Below are 15,095 nucleotides of genomic sequence, written 5' to 3' on the forward strand. Positions count from 1 at the left end.
TAGATAGCTGTACTATCCAATGCGTTCGCGCTGCTCTGCCAGGAGGTTCCCGTGTCCCCCGCTTCCCTCACCATGGCCGGTGTGCTGCTCATCACCGTGCCGACGATCGCCTTCGGCGGCGTCACCCTGCTGAAGTTCCTCATGCGGGGCGTCCCGGGCTACATCGACAACCCCGTGCGGCGCGGCCTGTGGCGCGCCGGGCACGCCCACGCGGGTGTGCTCGTGCTGTTCAGCCTGGTGGCCATGCTCTACGTGGACCAGACCGGCCTGCCGGAGGGCCTGAAGTGGCTGGCGCGCCTGCTCATCGTGGCCGCGCCCATCCTCATGCCCCTGGGCTTCTTCCTGTCGGTCATCCGGCCGTCCGACACGAAGCCGAGCCGCCTGATCGGGCTCACGGTGGCGGGCGGGGCCTGCCTGGCGGTGGGCGCGCTCACGCTCGGCGTAGGACTGCTGATCTGAGCGCCTTCACGCCGGAGATCGGATGGTCACGCAAAGGAGAGAACGGCGTCCCGGACGGGTTCCGGGGCGCCGTTCGCGTACGCGGAGCGAGGTCAGTCGCCGCCGGTGAGGGCCGCGACGAGGTCGGCGGCGGTGCGGCAGCGGTCGAACAGCTCGCCCACGTGGGCCTTCGTGCCGCGCAGCGGCTCCAGGGTGGGGACCCGCTGCAGGGACTCGCGGCCGGGGATGTCGAAGATGACGGAGTCCCAGGAGGCGGCGGCGACGGACTCGCTGTACTGGCGCAGGCAGCGCCCGCGGAAGTAGGCGCGGGTGTCGGTCGGCGGGTTCTCCACGGCCCGCTGGACCTCCTCCTCGGTGACGAGGCGCTGGATGCGGCCGCGGGCGACGAGGCGGTTGTACAGGCCGCGGTCGGGCCGGATGTCGGAGTACTGGAGGTCGACGAGCTGGAGCCTGGAGTGGGACCAGGGCAGGTTGTCGCGGGTGCGGTAGCCCTCCAGCAGCTCCAGCTTGGCGACCCAGTCGAGCTCGCGTGAGAGCTGCATGGGGTCCTCGGCCAGGCGGGTCAGCACGGACTCCCAGCGGTCGAGGATGTCCTTGTTCATCTCGTCCTGGGCGGTGCCGCGTTCCTCGACGTACTTGCGGGCCTGGTCGAGGTACTCCATCTGGAGCTGGACGGCGGTCAGCCGGCGGCCGTCGCGCATGGAGATCTCGTAGCGGCAGGTGGGGTCGTGGGAGACGGCCCGCAGCGCCTGCACGGGGTTGTCCACGGCGAGGTCGCGGGTGATGAAGCCGTCCTCGATCATGGCGAGGACGAGCGCCGTGGTGCCGAGCTTCAGATAGGTGGAGATCTCGGACATGTTGGCGTCGCCGATGATGACGTGCAGCCGCCGGTACTTCTCGGGGTCGGCGTGGGGCTCGTCGCGGGTGTTGATGATGGGCCGCTTGAGGGTGGTCTCCAGGCCGACCTCGACCTCGAAGAAGTCGGCGCGCTGGCTGATCTGGAAGCCCTCGCCGCGTGAGTCCTGGCCGATGCCGACCTTGCCGGCGCCGACGACGACCTGCCGGCTGACGAAGAAGGGGGTGAGGTGGCGGACGATGTCGGCGAAGGGGGTGGCGCGCCGCATCAGGTAGTTCTCGTGACAGCCGTAGGAGGCGCCCTTGGCGTCGGTGTTGTTCTTGTAGAGCTGGATGGGCGCGTTGGAGGGGATGGCGGAGGCGCGCTGCGCCGCGTCGTACATGACGCGCTCGCCGGCTTTGTCCCAGATGACCGCGGCGCGGGGGTTGGTGCACTCCGGGGTGGAGTACTCGGGGTGCGCGTGGTCGACGTAGAGGCGGGCGCCGTTGGTGAGGATGACGTTGGCGAGGCCGAGGTCCTCGTCGGTGAGCTGGCTGGGGTCGGCGACCTCACGGGCGAGGTCGAAGCCGCGGGCGTCGCGGAGGGGGTTCTCCTCCTCGAAGTCCCAGCGGGCCCTGCGCGCGCGTGCCGCCGAGGCCGCCAGGTAGGCGTTCACCACCTGCGAGGAGGTCACCATCGCGTTGGCGCCCGGCTGACCTGGTACGGAGATGCCGTACTCGGTCTCGATGCCCATCACCCGACGCACCGTCATGCAACACCCTCTGTTCGTCCGGATCTGCCTATCCGCCGTTTATATGCCCGAGCCTATGCCCTTCACAGTGCCCCAGGGTCACAGAGTTATGGCACCGACGCCTTTTGGACCTGTACGGCCGGGACCGGGTGGGTCCGTGGGGTGCGGCGGGGCCTGAGGAGACGCTGGATCGGGCGTTCGGCAAAGGTGTAGACGAGATACGACAGGACGATCGCCGCCAGCGCGGTGACGGTCGCGGTGAGCCAGGGCGGCAGGCTGCCGGTGAGCCGCGGGACGAGCGCGACGGCGACGGCGGAGTGGAACAGGTACAGCGGGTAGGTGGTCGAGCCGAGGGCGGTGAGGACCTTGGAGGGCCGGAGCCGCAGGAGGCCGAGGGCGACGAGCGCCATCACGGCGTAGACCAGGGTGATCGTGACGATGACCGAGACGTCGGTGACGGGCATGTTCTTGAAGCCGGCGACCTCGATGCGGCCGTGGACGCGTTCGAGGGCGGCGTGCAGGGACATCGCCCAGCCGGCCACGACGTAGAGCCAGGGTAACCAGGCGCTGCCGTGCTTGTGGATGAGGTACAGGGCCATGCCGGCGACGAAGTAGGGGGCGTAGCGCGGCATGACGATCTCGTTGAGCAGGTCGTTGCCGAGCAGTTCGGCGCCGAGCGCCGCGGCGAGCCAGACGCCGCCGAGGACGAGCACGCGCCCGTAGGTGACGCCGATGACGACGAGGATCGCCATGATCAGGTAGAAGCGCAGCTCGGCCCAGAGCGACCAGTAGACGCCGGCGGCGTCGGTGACGCCGAACAGGCGCTGGAACATGGTCGCGTTGACGGCGTAGTCGCCGGGGGTGAGTTTCGGGTCGAGGGCCTTGGCGTCGGTGAGGCCGTACAGGGCCGCGACGGCCGCCAGGCTCAGCCAGTACGCCGGGTAGAGGCGGACGAGCCGGGAGCGGGCGAAGGCGCCCAGGGAGCGGCCCCACGCGCTCATGAGGATGACGAAGCCGCTGATGACGAAGAACAGCTCGACGCCGAGGATGCCGAGGCCGGCGAAGGGGGCGACGGCGGGGAACAGCTCGGCGGGCCGGTCGCCCCAGACCGAGGCGTAGGCGACGAGGTAGTGGAAGGCGAGCACGGCCAGGGCGGCGGCGAATCGCAGCAGGTCGAGCTCGGCCAGCCTGCCGTCTCCTCGGGCGCGGCGCGGCCGGTTGTGGTGATGCACGCCCGTTGGACGTCACGACGATCACTTCGGTTCCCATCCGTCACAGCTTTCACACTCCGTGTCCGGATTCGGGTGTGACGGGAGGGGTATTCGGTCGCGGCCGGGAACGCGAGAGGGCCGCGCGGGTGGATCCGCGCGGCCCTCTTCGGGTGACGAGGTCGCGACTACAGGTACTGGCCGGTGTTGGCGACGGTGTCGATGGAACGGCCGGCCTCGGCGCCCTGCTTTCCGGAGACGAGGGTGCGGATGTAGACGATCCGCTCGCCCTTCTTGCCGGAGATGCGGGCCCAGTCGTCGGGGTTGGTGGTGTTGGGCAGGTCCTCGTTCTCGGAGAACTCGTCCACGCAGGCCGTGAGCAGGTGCTGCACCCGCAGGCCCTTCTGGCCGCTCTCGAGGAACTGCTTGATGGCCATCTTCTTGCCCCGGTCGACGATGTTCTGGATCATCGCGCCGGAGTTGAAGTCCTTGAAGTAGAGGACTTCCTTGTCGCCGTTGGCGTAGGTCACCTCGAGGAAGCGGTTCTCCTCGCTCTCGGTGTACATGCGCTCGACGACGCTCTGGATCATGCCGTGGATGGTCGCCTCGCGGGAGCCGCCGTGCTCGGAGAGGTCCTCCGGGTGCAGCGGGAGGTCCGCGACGAGGTACTTGGAGAAGATGTCCTTGGCCGCCTCGGCGTCCGGCCGCTCGATCTTGATCTTGACGTCCAGGCGGCCGGGCCGCAGGATCGCCGGGTCGATCATGTCCTCGCGGTTGGAGGCGCCGATGACGATGACGTTCTCCAGTCCCTCGACGCCGTCGATCTCCGACAGCAGCTGCGGGACGATGGTGTTCTCGACGTCGGAGGACACGCCCGAGCCGCGGGTGCGGAAGATCGAGTCCATCTCGTCGAAGAACACGATGACGGGAGTGCCCTCGGAGGCCTTCTCCCGGGCCCGCTGGAAGACCAGGCGGATGTGCCGCTCGGTCTCGCCGACGTACTTGTTGAGCAGCTCGGGGCCCTTGATGTTGAGGAAGAAGCTCTTGCCGGACTGGCCGGTCTTCTCCGCGACCTGCTTGGCCAGGGAGTTGGCGACCGCCTTGGCGATGAGCGTCTTGCCGCAGCCGGGAGGGCCGTAGAGCAGCACGCCCTTGGGCGGGCGGAGCTGGTGCTCGCGGAACAGGTCGGCGTGCAGGTAGGGCAGTTCGATGGCGTCGCGGATCTGCTCGATCTGCCGGGACAGGCCGCCGATCTCCTCGTAGGAGATGTCCGGGACCTCCTCCAGGACGAGCTCCTCGACCTCGGACTTGGGGATGCGCTCGTAGACGTAGCCGGAGCGGGGCTCCAGCAGAAGGGAGTCGCCGGCCCGGATCGGCTGGCCCACCAGCGAGTCGGCCAGGCGGACCACGCGCTCCTCGTCGGCGTGCGAGATGACCAGGGCGCGCTTGCCCTCGTCGAGGAGCTCCTTGAGCATCACGATCTCGCCGACCTCTTCGTAGCCGAGGGCCTCGACCACGTTGAGGGCCTCGTTGAGCATGACCTCCTGGCCACGCCGCAGCGAGTCGACGTCGACGGCCGGGCTGACGTTCACCCGCAGCTTGCGGCCGCCGGTGAACACCTCGATCGTGCCGTCTTCCCGGGCCTCCAGGAAGGTGCCGAAGCCGGATGGCGGCTGCGCCAGCCGGTCGACCTCCTCCTTGAGGGCGACGATCTGGTCCCGGGCCTCCTTCAGTGTGGCGACCAGGCGCTCGTTCTGGCCGGTGACGGCCGCGAGGTTCGCCTGCGCCTCGTGAAGGCGCTCTTCGAGGACTCTGGCCTGACGGGGTGACTCGGCCAGCTTCCGCCTCAGCGCGGTGATCTCCTCCTGCAGGAAGGAGACCTGTGTTGAAAGATCAGCGACCTCCCGTTCGCGCTGCGCGGCTCGAGCCTCTGCATCATCGCGAGCTGCCACGCCCCGTCACCTCCTTCCCAGTCGAGGGCGACTACTTAGGACCTTACCTATCTCGGGCCCCTCCGTAACCTGGCCGGGCAGTGTTCGTAGAGTGACATTCAGTGTTCGGTGAATAATCCTCGATCGTGCGTTTAATCCTGCCAGCGCGGTAGCCCGGCGGCTTGTTCCCGTCTCACGCACCAAAGAAGCCTCGTGGCCGAATTGTCATAGTTCTTCGGTGGTTCCCTTCGGTCGTCGGCGACGTGGCGGGGGTGTGACGCCGTCCGCCATGCGGCGGGCGGTGACGAGGAATCCCGTGTGGCCGATCATCCGGTGATCGGGCCGTACGGCGAGTCCTTCGACATGCCAGTCGCGAACCAGGGTCTCCCACGCATGGGGCTCCGTGAAACTCCCGTGATCGCGGATAACCTCGACGGTCTTGGACATCTGCGTGGTCGTCGCCACGTAGCAGCAGATCACTCCGCCGGGGGTCAGCGCCTTGGCGGCGGCGTCCACGCACTCCCACGGGGCCAGCATGTCGAGGATGACGCGGTCGACGTCGACCTCGTCGATCGAGGCGACGAGGTCGCCGACGACCAGCCGCCAGTTGGCCAGCGGGCCGTCCTCCTCGGTGCCGAAGAACTTCTCCACGTTGCCCCGGGCGACGTCGGCGAAGTCCTGGCGGCGCTCGTAGGAGGTGACGTGCCCCTCCGGGCCGACGGCCCGCAGCAGGAAGCAGGTCAGCGCGCCCGAGCCGACCCCCGCCTCGATGACCCGGGCGCCCGGGAAGATGTCGGCCATGCCGACGATCATCGAGGCGTCCTTCGGGTAGATCACCGCGGCGCCGCGCGGCATCGCCAGGGTGTAGTCCTGCAGCAGGTGCCGGAACGCGAGGTACTGGGTGCCGCCGGAGGAGCGCACCACGGAGCCCTCCGGCTGCCCGATCAGGTCGCTGTGCGGGATGGCGCCCTTGTGCGTGTGGAAGACGCCGTCCTGCTTGAGCGTGAACGTGTGACGCTTGTTCTTGGGGTCGGTGAGCTGCACCTGATCCCCCACCTGGAACGGCCCATGCCTGCGGAAACCCATGGCGGCAAGGTTATAGGGCTTTCGACCGGCCTCCGACGCGCGATATGTATGGGTCATGCTCCCTCGTGCCGTCCTGTCCACCGGATCCCTCGTCCTGCGCGCCCCTGAGGAGGCCGACGTGGAGGCGATGACCGCCACCTGTGGCGACCCGGTGACCACGCGCTTCCTGCCCCTGCTGCCGTCGCCGTACACCGAGCAGGACGCCCGCGACCGCCTGGCCGTCGCGGCGCGCAAGTGGGAGGAGGGCGGCGCCGAGTTCACCGTCGCCGAGAACGGCGCCTACGCCGGGGCGGTGCGCGTGTCGCCGCCCGACCGGTGGGGCGTGGTCGAGATCGGCTATCTGGTCGCGCCGTGGGCGCGCGGCAAGGGCGTGGCCACGACGGCCGTGCGGGCGGTGACCCAGTGGCTGTTCGACCAGGGCGTCCACCGGGTGGAGCTGCGGGCGGAGGTGGAGAACGTCGCGTCGCTGCGGGTGGCGCTGAAGGCCGGCTTCCGGGAGGAGGGACGGCGGCGCGACGCGCGGGAGACCCATGACGGGCGGCTGACCGACCAGGTGCTGTTCGGACGGCTGGCGCTGGACGCGGGCGAGGAGGCGCCGTCGTACCTGCCGCCGTTCGAGGGCGGCGAGCTGACCGACGGCGTGGTGCGGCTCACGCCCATCGAGGTCGGCGACGCCCGAGAGTTCCAGCGGATGATGGCCGAGCCCAGCACCGCGGCCTACGCGGTGGGCCCGGTGGCCACGCTGGAGGAGATCGAGCGGCGCTGCCGCAACACCGGCTACTGGTGGGTGACCGGGCAGCGGATGGAGCTGGCGATCCGCGACGCCGGGTCCGGGACGTTCGCGGGGCACGTGCAGCTCATGCAGGTGGTGCCGCTGATGGGGCAGGCCATGGTGGGCTACTCGCTGCTGGAGGAGTTCCGGGGCCGGGGCTTCATGACGCGGGCCGTACGGCTGCTGGTGGACTGGGCGTTCGCGAACACCCCGCTGCACCGGGTCACCGCGGGCACGAACGCGTCCAACGAGGCGTCCCACGCGGTGCTGCGGCGGGCCGGGTTCGAGCAGGAGTGCGTGCACCGGGAGCTGTTCCTGACGAGGGACGGCACGCGGGCCGACGACATCCACTGGGTGCGGCTGCGGCCTCGCGAGGCGTGATCCGCCGCTCTGCTCCGTGAGGCCGGCACGCGCTTTCCGCCGGAGGGCGCCGCGGTTGGCAAAAATCGGACTTTCCCGTTGAGGTCTGGTCAACGGGCGGGTCTCGGAGAATACTCCGGGTCACCGCACCCGTAGATCGCGTGATGAGAGAACGCGATCTTTCCCCCTCCCACGGAGGGTACGTCGATGCCTGGCAACCGCGCTCATGTCGTCGTGCACGAACTCATCCGCTCCTTCGCCTGCCCGGACGCGGCGGCGCTGGCCGACCTGCTGGCCCGCGCCGCGGCCTCCCTCTCCGGCACGGGATACGCCGGACTCGTCCGGGTGGACCCGCTGCGGGAGACGGCCCACGCCGTCCACGTCCACGCGCCGCCGGGCGACCCGCTGCGGGTTCGGCCCTGGCTGGCCGGGTCGGGGGTGCTCAAGCTCCTGACCACGTCGGACCGGCCGGTGCGCCTGCCGCGGGACGTCCCGGCGGGCGAGCCGGGGTTCCTGGCGGCCCCGGTGCCGCTGGCGGTCCGCGAGCACCTGCGGCTGTGGGTGGCCGGGCGGGACTTCGGCGATCACGACGAGCACCTGCTGAGCCGGCTCGCCACCGCGGGAGGACGCGCTCTGGAGGCGGCCAGCGGGCTGGACGCGGCCGCTCGGCTGCTGCGCGGGGTGCACGCCTTCGGCGAGGGCCACCCGGCGGCCTCACGCTGACGGCGGCCCGCCCGCCTCCCCGTCACGTCCCGCCCAGGGGATCGCCTTCCCCGTCATGTCCTAACCGGGGAAGGCCTTCCCCCGTCACGTCCCGCTCGGGTCGCCTTCCCCGTCACGTCCGGCCCGGGTCGCCTTGCTTGTCACGTCCCGCCCGGGCGACGCCTTCTCGCGCACAGGGAGCACGCACCGGGAACGCCCGCGGGAACGACGAGGCCCGCGCGACCGGAGGTGGTCGCGCGGGCCCGGTGACCGGATGCGTCCGGCCGGTCGGCGGATCGCTGTCGGCCGAGGTCGGTCAGGTGCGGTGCGGCTCGAAGCGCATCGTGCGGGACACGCCCACCCGGACCGTGGTGCCCGGCGCGATCGTGACCGGCTCGTTCGGCGGGATGTCGTAGAAGTTGGGGTCGCCGGGCGGCTGGATCTGGGTGCCGTTGACGGAGCCGAGGTCGACCAGGTTGACGTCCCAGCCGTCGAGCGCCACCCGCAGGTGGCGGCGCGAGACCGAGCCGTCGGGGCTGGTGACCTTGGCGGGACGGGCGGAGCCGCCGGCCACCTCGGGGGCGCGCTCGGGGTCGCGGCCCAGGAGGTAGTCGCTCTCCAGCGGCAGCGTCGTGCCGTCGTCCAGGATGAGGACCCCGAGCGACGGGCGCGGCCCCTTGTACGGCACGAGGGTGCGCTGCACCAGGGCGATGCCGCAGACCGCGCAGTAGGGCGAGCGCGGGTCGTTGAAGTGGTCGTTCTTGCAGTCGACGCCGTAGACGAGCGGACGGTCGCCGTGCTCGGGCTGCTCCTGGCCGCCGTGCTGGCCCGGCCCGGGCTGGCCCGGCTGGTCGTACCCCGGCTGGCCGGGCTGGTCGTATCCCGGCTGACCCGGCTGCTCGTACCCCGGTTGGCCGGGCTGGTCGTAGCCGGGCTGACCCGCCTGGTCGTACCCGGGCTGGCCGCCCTGGTCGTACGGGTCCGGGTGGTCGCCCGACGGCGGGCCGGAGGGCTGGGCCGGCTCGAAGTAGTCGGGCACGGCCGACAGGTGGGGGCCGGGCTGCGGCTCGGGCTGCCCCGGCTGGTCGTACGGCTCGCCGGCGCCGTTGGGCGTGTGGGCGGGCTCGTCGTAGCTGGGGTAGCCGCCGGCGGGCTGCGGCTGCTCGTGCAGCGGCTGGAACGGCGAGGCGGGCGACTGCTCGGCGGGCGGCGGCGGGAAGCCGAGGGAGCCGCCGGCGCCCGCGGACTCCGGCGCGGGGGCGGCCTGCGGCCCGGACGGCGGCCCGGGCTGGAAGCTCTGCGGCGCGGCGGCCGGCGGCTGGTCGCCCGACATCGGGTAGGGCGGCATGTTCACCGGGGCGCGCTCGGGGGCGGGCGGCTGGATGAGGTCGGGCTCCATGTGCAGCGCCGTGTTCGGCAGTTCGCTGGTGAGCTGCCGGGCCGGGGCGGGCGCGGCCTGCTCGCCGAGGTCGCCGAGGTCGCCGAAGTCTCCGGACAGGCCGCCGCCGTGGACGACGCCGCCGTCGAAGCGGACGGCGGGATGCGGGGCGCCGGCGCCGGGCAGGGTGAGCTCCACGCGCGCGACGGGGCCCGCGATGAGCCGGTCGGCCCAGGTCAGCGAGTCGCTGCCGGCCAGGCGGGTCTCGCCGTCGGCGGTGGTGATGACGGCCGCGGCCGATCCGCTGACCAGGACGGCGACGCCTCCGCCGCCGACCGGTCCGGCCACCGCGCAGGTGGCGGGGTCGCCCGTCATGTTGGCGGCGAGCACCTGGGCCGCGCGCCTGGCGAGGGCCCGGCCGTCGCCGCCGGAGGCGGCCGTCGAGCGCAACGCCTCAAGCAGGTCGCCCGCGGCGGCCTCGCCCGCGTCGCAGGCCAGCAGCAGCCCGCCGAGGTAGGCGACGAGGCCGTCGCCGGGAAGCGGACGCACCACGCCGAAGCCCTGGTCGGTCATGAGTCCTCCTTCACGCCGACGGTGGTGCGCTGACGCTCAACGGTGCCCTGGCTGCGCTCGGTCACTCAACTCTCCTCCCCGGAAGCCGGCGATATTACGGCACCCGCACTGCCGTGCTGGCCACCAGCCTTACGCGTCCCAGCGGCGGGGAGCGCCACGGCGAGGCGGTGCCGATCCGTCGGATCGTCGGGCCGCGGCGAACCCCTCCGGTCTGTGAGTTCGGCCAAACGGAACACTATCGGCCAGCCGTCGCTTCCTCGAACCGCCGGGGGTGGGATCGGGCCGGCACGCATCCGGCCTGATCACCAGTTACGACACTAGCCGGGGGCTGCCGGTTATTCGAGTGGGACAAATCAGGCGCACCCCCAGAAGGGCCCGCCGGACCGGGCGAAGCCCATCAGAACCACCCAGGACGACCTGCGAGGGACCCGCCGCCCGACCGATCGAGCCCCCACCGCCCCGGTACCCGGCTTCACGGGCGGACGCCGGCGGGGTCAGACGCCGGTGAAGACCCGGTTGACGTCGGAGGTGGCCAGGACGCCGTAGATCTCGCCGGTGCCCTCGATCAGGAGGTACTCCCCCGCCGGGGTCTCGCGCATGGCGTCGATGAGCGGCTCCCCGGTCAGGTCGGCGGCCAGGATCATGGACGGCTCCAGCGACTTGGCCAGCGAGGCGACGTTCACCCAGGGGCGGCGGTGCTCCGGGGTGGCCTGCACGGCGGCCTCGTTGACGATGGCGACGGGCCGGCCGTCGTGGTCGACGACGACGAGCGCCCCGGCCCGCCGCTCGCCGGCCTGGCGCAGCGCCTCGGCCAGCGGCGTGTCGCCGGCGACCGGGATGGCCCGGCGGGCCAGGGAGCGGGCGTTGACCTGCGGGATGCGGGCGCGGATGCGGGCCACGCGCAGCGACTGCGTGGCGCCCATCCAGATGAAGGAGGCCAGCACCACCGGCCAGATCATGTCGCGGTAGTCGAGGGGGTCACCGGCGACGGCGGCCATGGCGAGCGGCCCGACCACGAGGAGCACGGCCAGGACCCGGCCGCCCCAGGCGGCGGCGACGGTGCCGGTGCTGGGCTTGCTGGTGAGCTTCCACACCCCGGCGCGCAGCATGCGGCCGCCGTCGAGCGGCAGGCCGGGCAGCAGGTTGAAGACGCCCACGATCAGGTTGGAGAGCCAGAGCTGCCAGATCAGCACCTGCGGGATGCCGCCGCCGTTGATGAGGTACATGTCGGCGAGCAGGCCGCCGCCGGCCAGCGCCAGCGAGAGCGCGGGCCCCGCCGCGGCGATCATGAACTCCTTGGCCGGGGTGGGCGGCTCCTTCTCGATCTCGGACACGCCGCCGAGCAGGTAGAGGGTGATGCGCCGCACCGGCAGCCCGTACGCCTTGGCCAGGACGCTGTGGGCCAGCTCGTGCAGCAGCACCGAGACGTACAGCAGGACCGCGAAGACGAACGCGACCGCGTAGGCGGCGACGGTGTCGAGCTCGGGCAGCATGCTGCGCACGGAGTCGCCGAACACCCAGGTGATGAAGGCGGCGACGATGAACCACGTCCAGGAGACGTAGACCGGGATGCCGAACGGCTTTCCCATCCTCAGGCCCGAGAACTCCTGCCGGGGGCTCTGCTCGCTCACCGAACTCCTCGTCGTCCGTCATGGGGTGTCGCTGCCTCAGATGCTACGCGCCGGACGGGGTGATCCCGCTTTCCCCGTCGCGGTTCTGTCGGAGGAGTGACCTAGAGTGCGGTGCATGACGTTGACCGATCCGGTGATCATCGGAGCTCTCTCCCCGTCCCGGGCGGGCGACTTCATGACCTGTCCTCTCCTCTACCGCTTCCGCGTGGTCGACCAGTTGCCGGAGCGGCCGTCGCCGGCGGCCGTGCGCGGCACGGTGGTCCACGCCGTGCTGGAGCGCCTCTACGACCTGCCTGCCCCGGCGCGCTCCGTTCAGGCCGCCCTGGAGCTGCTGGAGCCCCAGTGGCTGCGGCTGCTCGACGAGGAGCCGCAGTACGCGGAGATGTTCGCCGACGACGCCGAGCGGGCCGAGTGGCTGGCGCAGGCGCGATCCATGCTGGAGCGCTACTTCACGCTGGAGGACCCGACCCGCCTGGAGCCCGCCGAGCGGGAGCTGTACGTCGAGGCGGTGCTGGAGGGCGGGCTGATGCTGCGCGGCTACGTCGACCGGCTCGACGTCGCGCCGAGCGGCGAGGTGCGCGTGGTCGACTACAAGACGGGCAGCGCGCCCGGGCCCGACTTCGAGGCGAAGGCGCTGTTCCAGATGAAGTTCTACGCGCTGGTGCTGTGGCGGCTGCGCGGCGAGGTGCCGAGGTTGCTGCAGCTCGTCTACCTGGGCGGCAAGGGCGAGGTGCTGCGGTACGCGCCGGACGAGGCCGACCTGCTGGCCACGGAGCGCAAGGTGCGGGCGCTGTGGGAGGCGATCGAGCGGGCGCTGCAGTCGGGCGAGTGGCGGGCGCGGCGCAGCCGGCTGTGCGACTGGTGCGACCATCAGGCGCTGTGCCCGGAGTTCGGCGGCACACCGCCGCCGGTGCCGGCCCGCGAGCCGGGCGACACCGTCCGCCGCAACCGCCGCGCCGCGACGGACGAGTTGTAGAGATTCTTCTGTTACGGCACAGCCGACGTCACGCGCACGCGCCGACGTCGGCTGAGCTCTGTCATGGCCGGTCGTGAGGGCTCACGGGGTGCTCGCCGTGACGACGCGCGTCCTTGGCCGCCTGCGTGGTCACGACGTCACCGTGACGACGCGCACGCCCTCGTGACCCGAGCGGCCATGGGCGCGGGGCACCGGTTCCTCCCGTAGGAGGAGGTCGACCGGGGTGGGGCGGGCTTACAGTGGCAGGCACCCCGCCGGTGGAGGCGGGGCCGAGCAGTGACGGCACGCGGGGAGGCTTGAACGTGTCCCAGGGGTTCACGCCCCGCCGGCGACCCCCAGGGTGTCCCGACTTCCTGACCGCTCATCCCCCGGTGCCGCCTGCCCGGCGGGGCGGTGGGCGTGTCCCTGCGGGCGGCACGACGGGCCGCTTCCGGAGGCACCCGTGAGGGTGTGGCGCCGGGTGCTGGTGCGTGACGCCCTCCTGGCCGTGCTCGTGGCGGCCGTGTCGCTGACGCTGTTCACCTTCTGGGGTCCCGGAGCGCGCGGCGTGCCGGTGGAGGGGCTGCGGGATCCGGACGCGCTGGGCGTCGTGCTGGTGCTGCTGGCGTGCGTGCCCGTCGCGGTGCGCAGGCGGTGGCCGCTGACCGGCCTGTGCGCGGCCCTGGTGCCCGAGACGGCGCTGGAGGGCCTCGGGTACGGCACGGGCCTGACGGGGGCGGCCGGGCTGGTGATGCTGTACTCGGTGGCCGCCTACCGGGGTCTGGCGATGGCGCTGGGCGGTCTGGCCCTGTCGCTGGCGCTTTACGCGACCTCCGCGGCGGCGGGGGCCGGCGCGCCGGCGGCCTGGAGCGACCACCTCGTGGTGGTCGTGGCCCTGGTGGCCGTGTGGGGCGTGGGCCGGAGCCTGCGGCTGCGCCGCGCGTACATGGAGGAGCTGAGGGACCGGGCGGCGCGCCTGGAGCGGGCGCGCGCGGCCGACCGGCGGGCGGCCCAGGCCGAGGAGCGCGCCCGGATCGCGCGCGAGCTGCACGACGTGGTCGCCCACCACGTGAGCGTGATGACCGTCCAGGCGTCGGCGGCGCGCCGCGTGCTGGCCTCGGATCCCGGGCTGGCGGGCGAGGCGCTGACGGCGATCGAGGAGACCGGCCGGATGGCGCTGACCGAGATGCGGAACATCGTCGGGGTGCTGCGGGCGGACGCGCGGGCCGAGCTGGGGCCGCAGCCGGGCACGCGCGACCTGCCGGCGCTGGTGGACCAGATGCGGGAGGCGGGGCTGGCGACGGGGCTCGCGGTGGAGGGCGCGCCGGGGCCGGTCCCGGCGGGCGTGGACCTGGCCGCGTACCGGCTCGTGCAGGAGGGGCTGACGAACGCGCTGCGGCACGCGGGGGCGGGCGCCACGGCCCGGGTGACGGTGCGGTACGAGCCGCACGAGCTGGACGTCCGCGTCGAGGACGACGGACGCGGCGCCGGCGACGGCGGTGACGGCGACGGCCGGGGCCACGACGCGAACCCGCAGGAGGGCGGGGCGCGGGCGGGCAGGGGGCATGGATTGGTGGGGATTCGCGAGCGTGTCGCGCTCTATGGTGGAATTCTCAGCATCGGCCCGAGGCCGGGGGGCGGTTTCGAGGTGCGGGCGAGGTTCCCGCTGAAGGACGGACAATGACGATCAGGGTGCTGCTGGTGGACGACCAGCCGCTGCTGCGCACGGGGTTCCGCCTGATCCTCGAGGCCGAGCCGGACCTCACGGTCGTGGGGCAGGCCGGCGACGGCAAGGACGCCCAGGAGCAGACCCGGGCCCTGCTGCCCGACGTGGTGCTCATGGACATCCGCATGCCGGGTGTCGACGGCATCGAGGCGACCCGCCGGATCGTGCGGGAGGCCGCGCCGGGGGCGCACGTGCCGAAGGTGCTGGTGCTGACGACGTTCGACCTCGACGAGTACATCGTGGAGGCGCTGCGGGCGGGCGCGTCCGGCTTCCTGCTGAAGGACGTGCCGCCGGACGAGCTGGTGCAGGCGATCCGGGTGGTGGCGGCGGGCGACGCGATCGTGGCGCCCAGCGTGACCCGGCGGCTGCTGGACCGGTTCGCGACGCGGCTGCCGGCGGCCTACGAGCAGCCCGCCCCGGCGCGGCTGGACCGGCTGACCGAGCGGGAGCTGGAGGTGCTGCGGCTGATCGCCAAGGGCATGTCCAACGCGGAGATCGCGGCCAAGCTCGTGGTGAGCGAGACGACGGTGAAGACGCACGTCGGCAACGTGCTGACCAAGCTCGGGCTGCGCGACCGGGTGCAGGCCGTGGTGCTGGCGTACGAGACGGGGCTGATCACTCCCGGCGCCCTCTCCTGAGCGCCCCTCGCGCGCTGCCGACCACACGGCGGGCTGACAGCGCGCGACCGCCCGCCCCCGGGCCTTGCCGGGCGGCGGGCGGGCGGGCGG

General features: G+C 72.2%; 12 protein-coding genes. 6 read left to right on the top strand and 6 right to left on the bottom strand.

Annotation, left to right across the window (positions count from 1 at the left end; all coding sequences use genetic code 11):
* Positions 1 to 51 precede the first annotated feature (51 nt).
* Positions 52 to 459 (top strand): hypothetical protein, encoded by a 408-nt coding sequence (locus tag HTZ77_RS11725; RefSeq protein WP_175589531.1) that lies wholly within the window; start codon positions 52 to 54, stop codon positions 457 to 459.
* A gap of 92 nt (positions 460 to 551) precedes the next feature.
* On the opposite strand, the gene dop is transcribed toward HTZ77_RS11725, so the two are convergent.
* The 4 genes from dop to HTZ77_RS11745 form a co-directional block, all read right to left on the bottom strand.
* Complete coding sequence (dop, locus tag HTZ77_RS11730) at positions 552 to 2,066, bottom strand: depupylase/deamidase Dop (RefSeq protein WP_205302499.1); 1,515 nt, start codon at positions 2,064 to 2,066, stop codon at positions 552 to 554.
* 86 nt (positions 2,067 to 2,152) lie between these two features.
* Complete coding sequence (locus HTZ77_RS11735) at positions 2,153 to 3,277, bottom strand: acyltransferase family protein (protein ID WP_175589532.1); 1,125 nt, start codon at positions 3,275 to 3,277, stop codon at positions 2,153 to 2,155.
* A gap of 164 nt (positions 3,278 to 3,441) precedes the next feature.
* Positions 3,442 to 5,205, bottom strand: a complete 1,764-nt coding sequence (gene arc / locus HTZ77_RS11740) for a proteasome ATPase (protein ID WP_175589533.1) — start codon at positions 5,203 to 5,205, stop codon at positions 3,442 to 3,444.
* Positions 5,206 to 5,409: 204 nt separating this feature from the next.
* On the bottom strand, positions 5,410 to 6,270 hold the full coding sequence (locus HTZ77_RS11745) for a tRNA (adenine-N1)-methyltransferase (protein ID WP_175589534.1): 861 nt from the start codon (positions 6,268 to 6,270) through the stop codon (positions 5,410 to 5,412).
* 55 nt (positions 6,271 to 6,325) lie between these two features.
* Between HTZ77_RS11745 and HTZ77_RS11750 the strand changes: the two genes are divergently transcribed.
* Entirely contained in the window at positions 6,326 to 7,423 is a 1,098-nt protein-coding gene (locus HTZ77_RS11750; protein ID WP_175589535.1) for a GNAT family N-acetyltransferase, read from the top strand.
* 213 nt (positions 7,424 to 7,636) lie between these two features.
* Positions 7,637 to 8,125 (top strand): hypothetical protein, encoded by a 489-nt coding sequence (locus HTZ77_RS11755; protein WP_175589536.1) that lies wholly within the window; start codon positions 7,637 to 7,639, stop codon positions 8,123 to 8,125.
* A 295-nt stretch (positions 8,126 to 8,420) separates the two neighbouring features.
* On the opposite strand, the gene HTZ77_RS11760 is transcribed toward HTZ77_RS11755, so the two are convergent.
* Complete coding sequence (locus HTZ77_RS11760) at positions 8,421 to 10,055, bottom strand: FHA domain-containing protein (RefSeq protein ID WP_175589537.1); 1,635 nt, start codon at positions 10,053 to 10,055, stop codon at positions 8,421 to 8,423.
* A gap of 494 nt (positions 10,056 to 10,549) precedes the next feature.
* Complete coding sequence (locus HTZ77_RS11765) at positions 10,550 to 11,686, bottom strand: site-2 protease family protein (RefSeq protein ID WP_328808539.1); 1,137 nt, start codon at positions 11,684 to 11,686, stop codon at positions 10,550 to 10,552.
* 115 nt (positions 11,687 to 11,801) lie between these two features.
* Here HTZ77_RS11765 and HTZ77_RS11770 point away from each other — a divergent pair, with 115 nt between their 5' ends.
* From HTZ77_RS11770 to HTZ77_RS11780, 3 genes are all read left to right on the top strand, one after another.
* Entirely contained in the window at positions 11,802 to 12,662 is an 861-nt protein-coding gene (locus HTZ77_RS11770) for a RecB family exonuclease (RefSeq protein WP_175589538.1), read from the top strand.
* Between the two features lie 442 nt (positions 12,663 to 13,104).
* Positions 13,105 to 14,325 (top strand): sensor histidine kinase, encoded by a 1,221-nt coding sequence (locus tag HTZ77_RS11775; RefSeq protein WP_175589539.1) that lies wholly within the window; start codon positions 13,105 to 13,107, stop codon positions 14,323 to 14,325.
* On the top strand, positions 14,322 to 15,005 hold the full coding sequence (locus HTZ77_RS11780) for a response regulator (RefSeq protein WP_175589540.1): 684 nt from the start codon (positions 14,322 to 14,324) through the stop codon (positions 15,003 to 15,005). The genes HTZ77_RS11775 and HTZ77_RS11780 overlap by 4 nt, the downstream gene beginning before the upstream one ends.
* The last annotated feature ends 90 nt before the right edge of the window (positions 15,006 to 15,095 follow it).

It is taken from the genome of Nonomuraea montanisoli (genome assembly GCF_013363975.1).
Taxonomy (GTDB): domain Bacteria; phylum Actinomycetota; class Actinomycetes; order Streptosporangiales; family Streptosporangiaceae; genus Nonomuraea; species Nonomuraea montanisoli.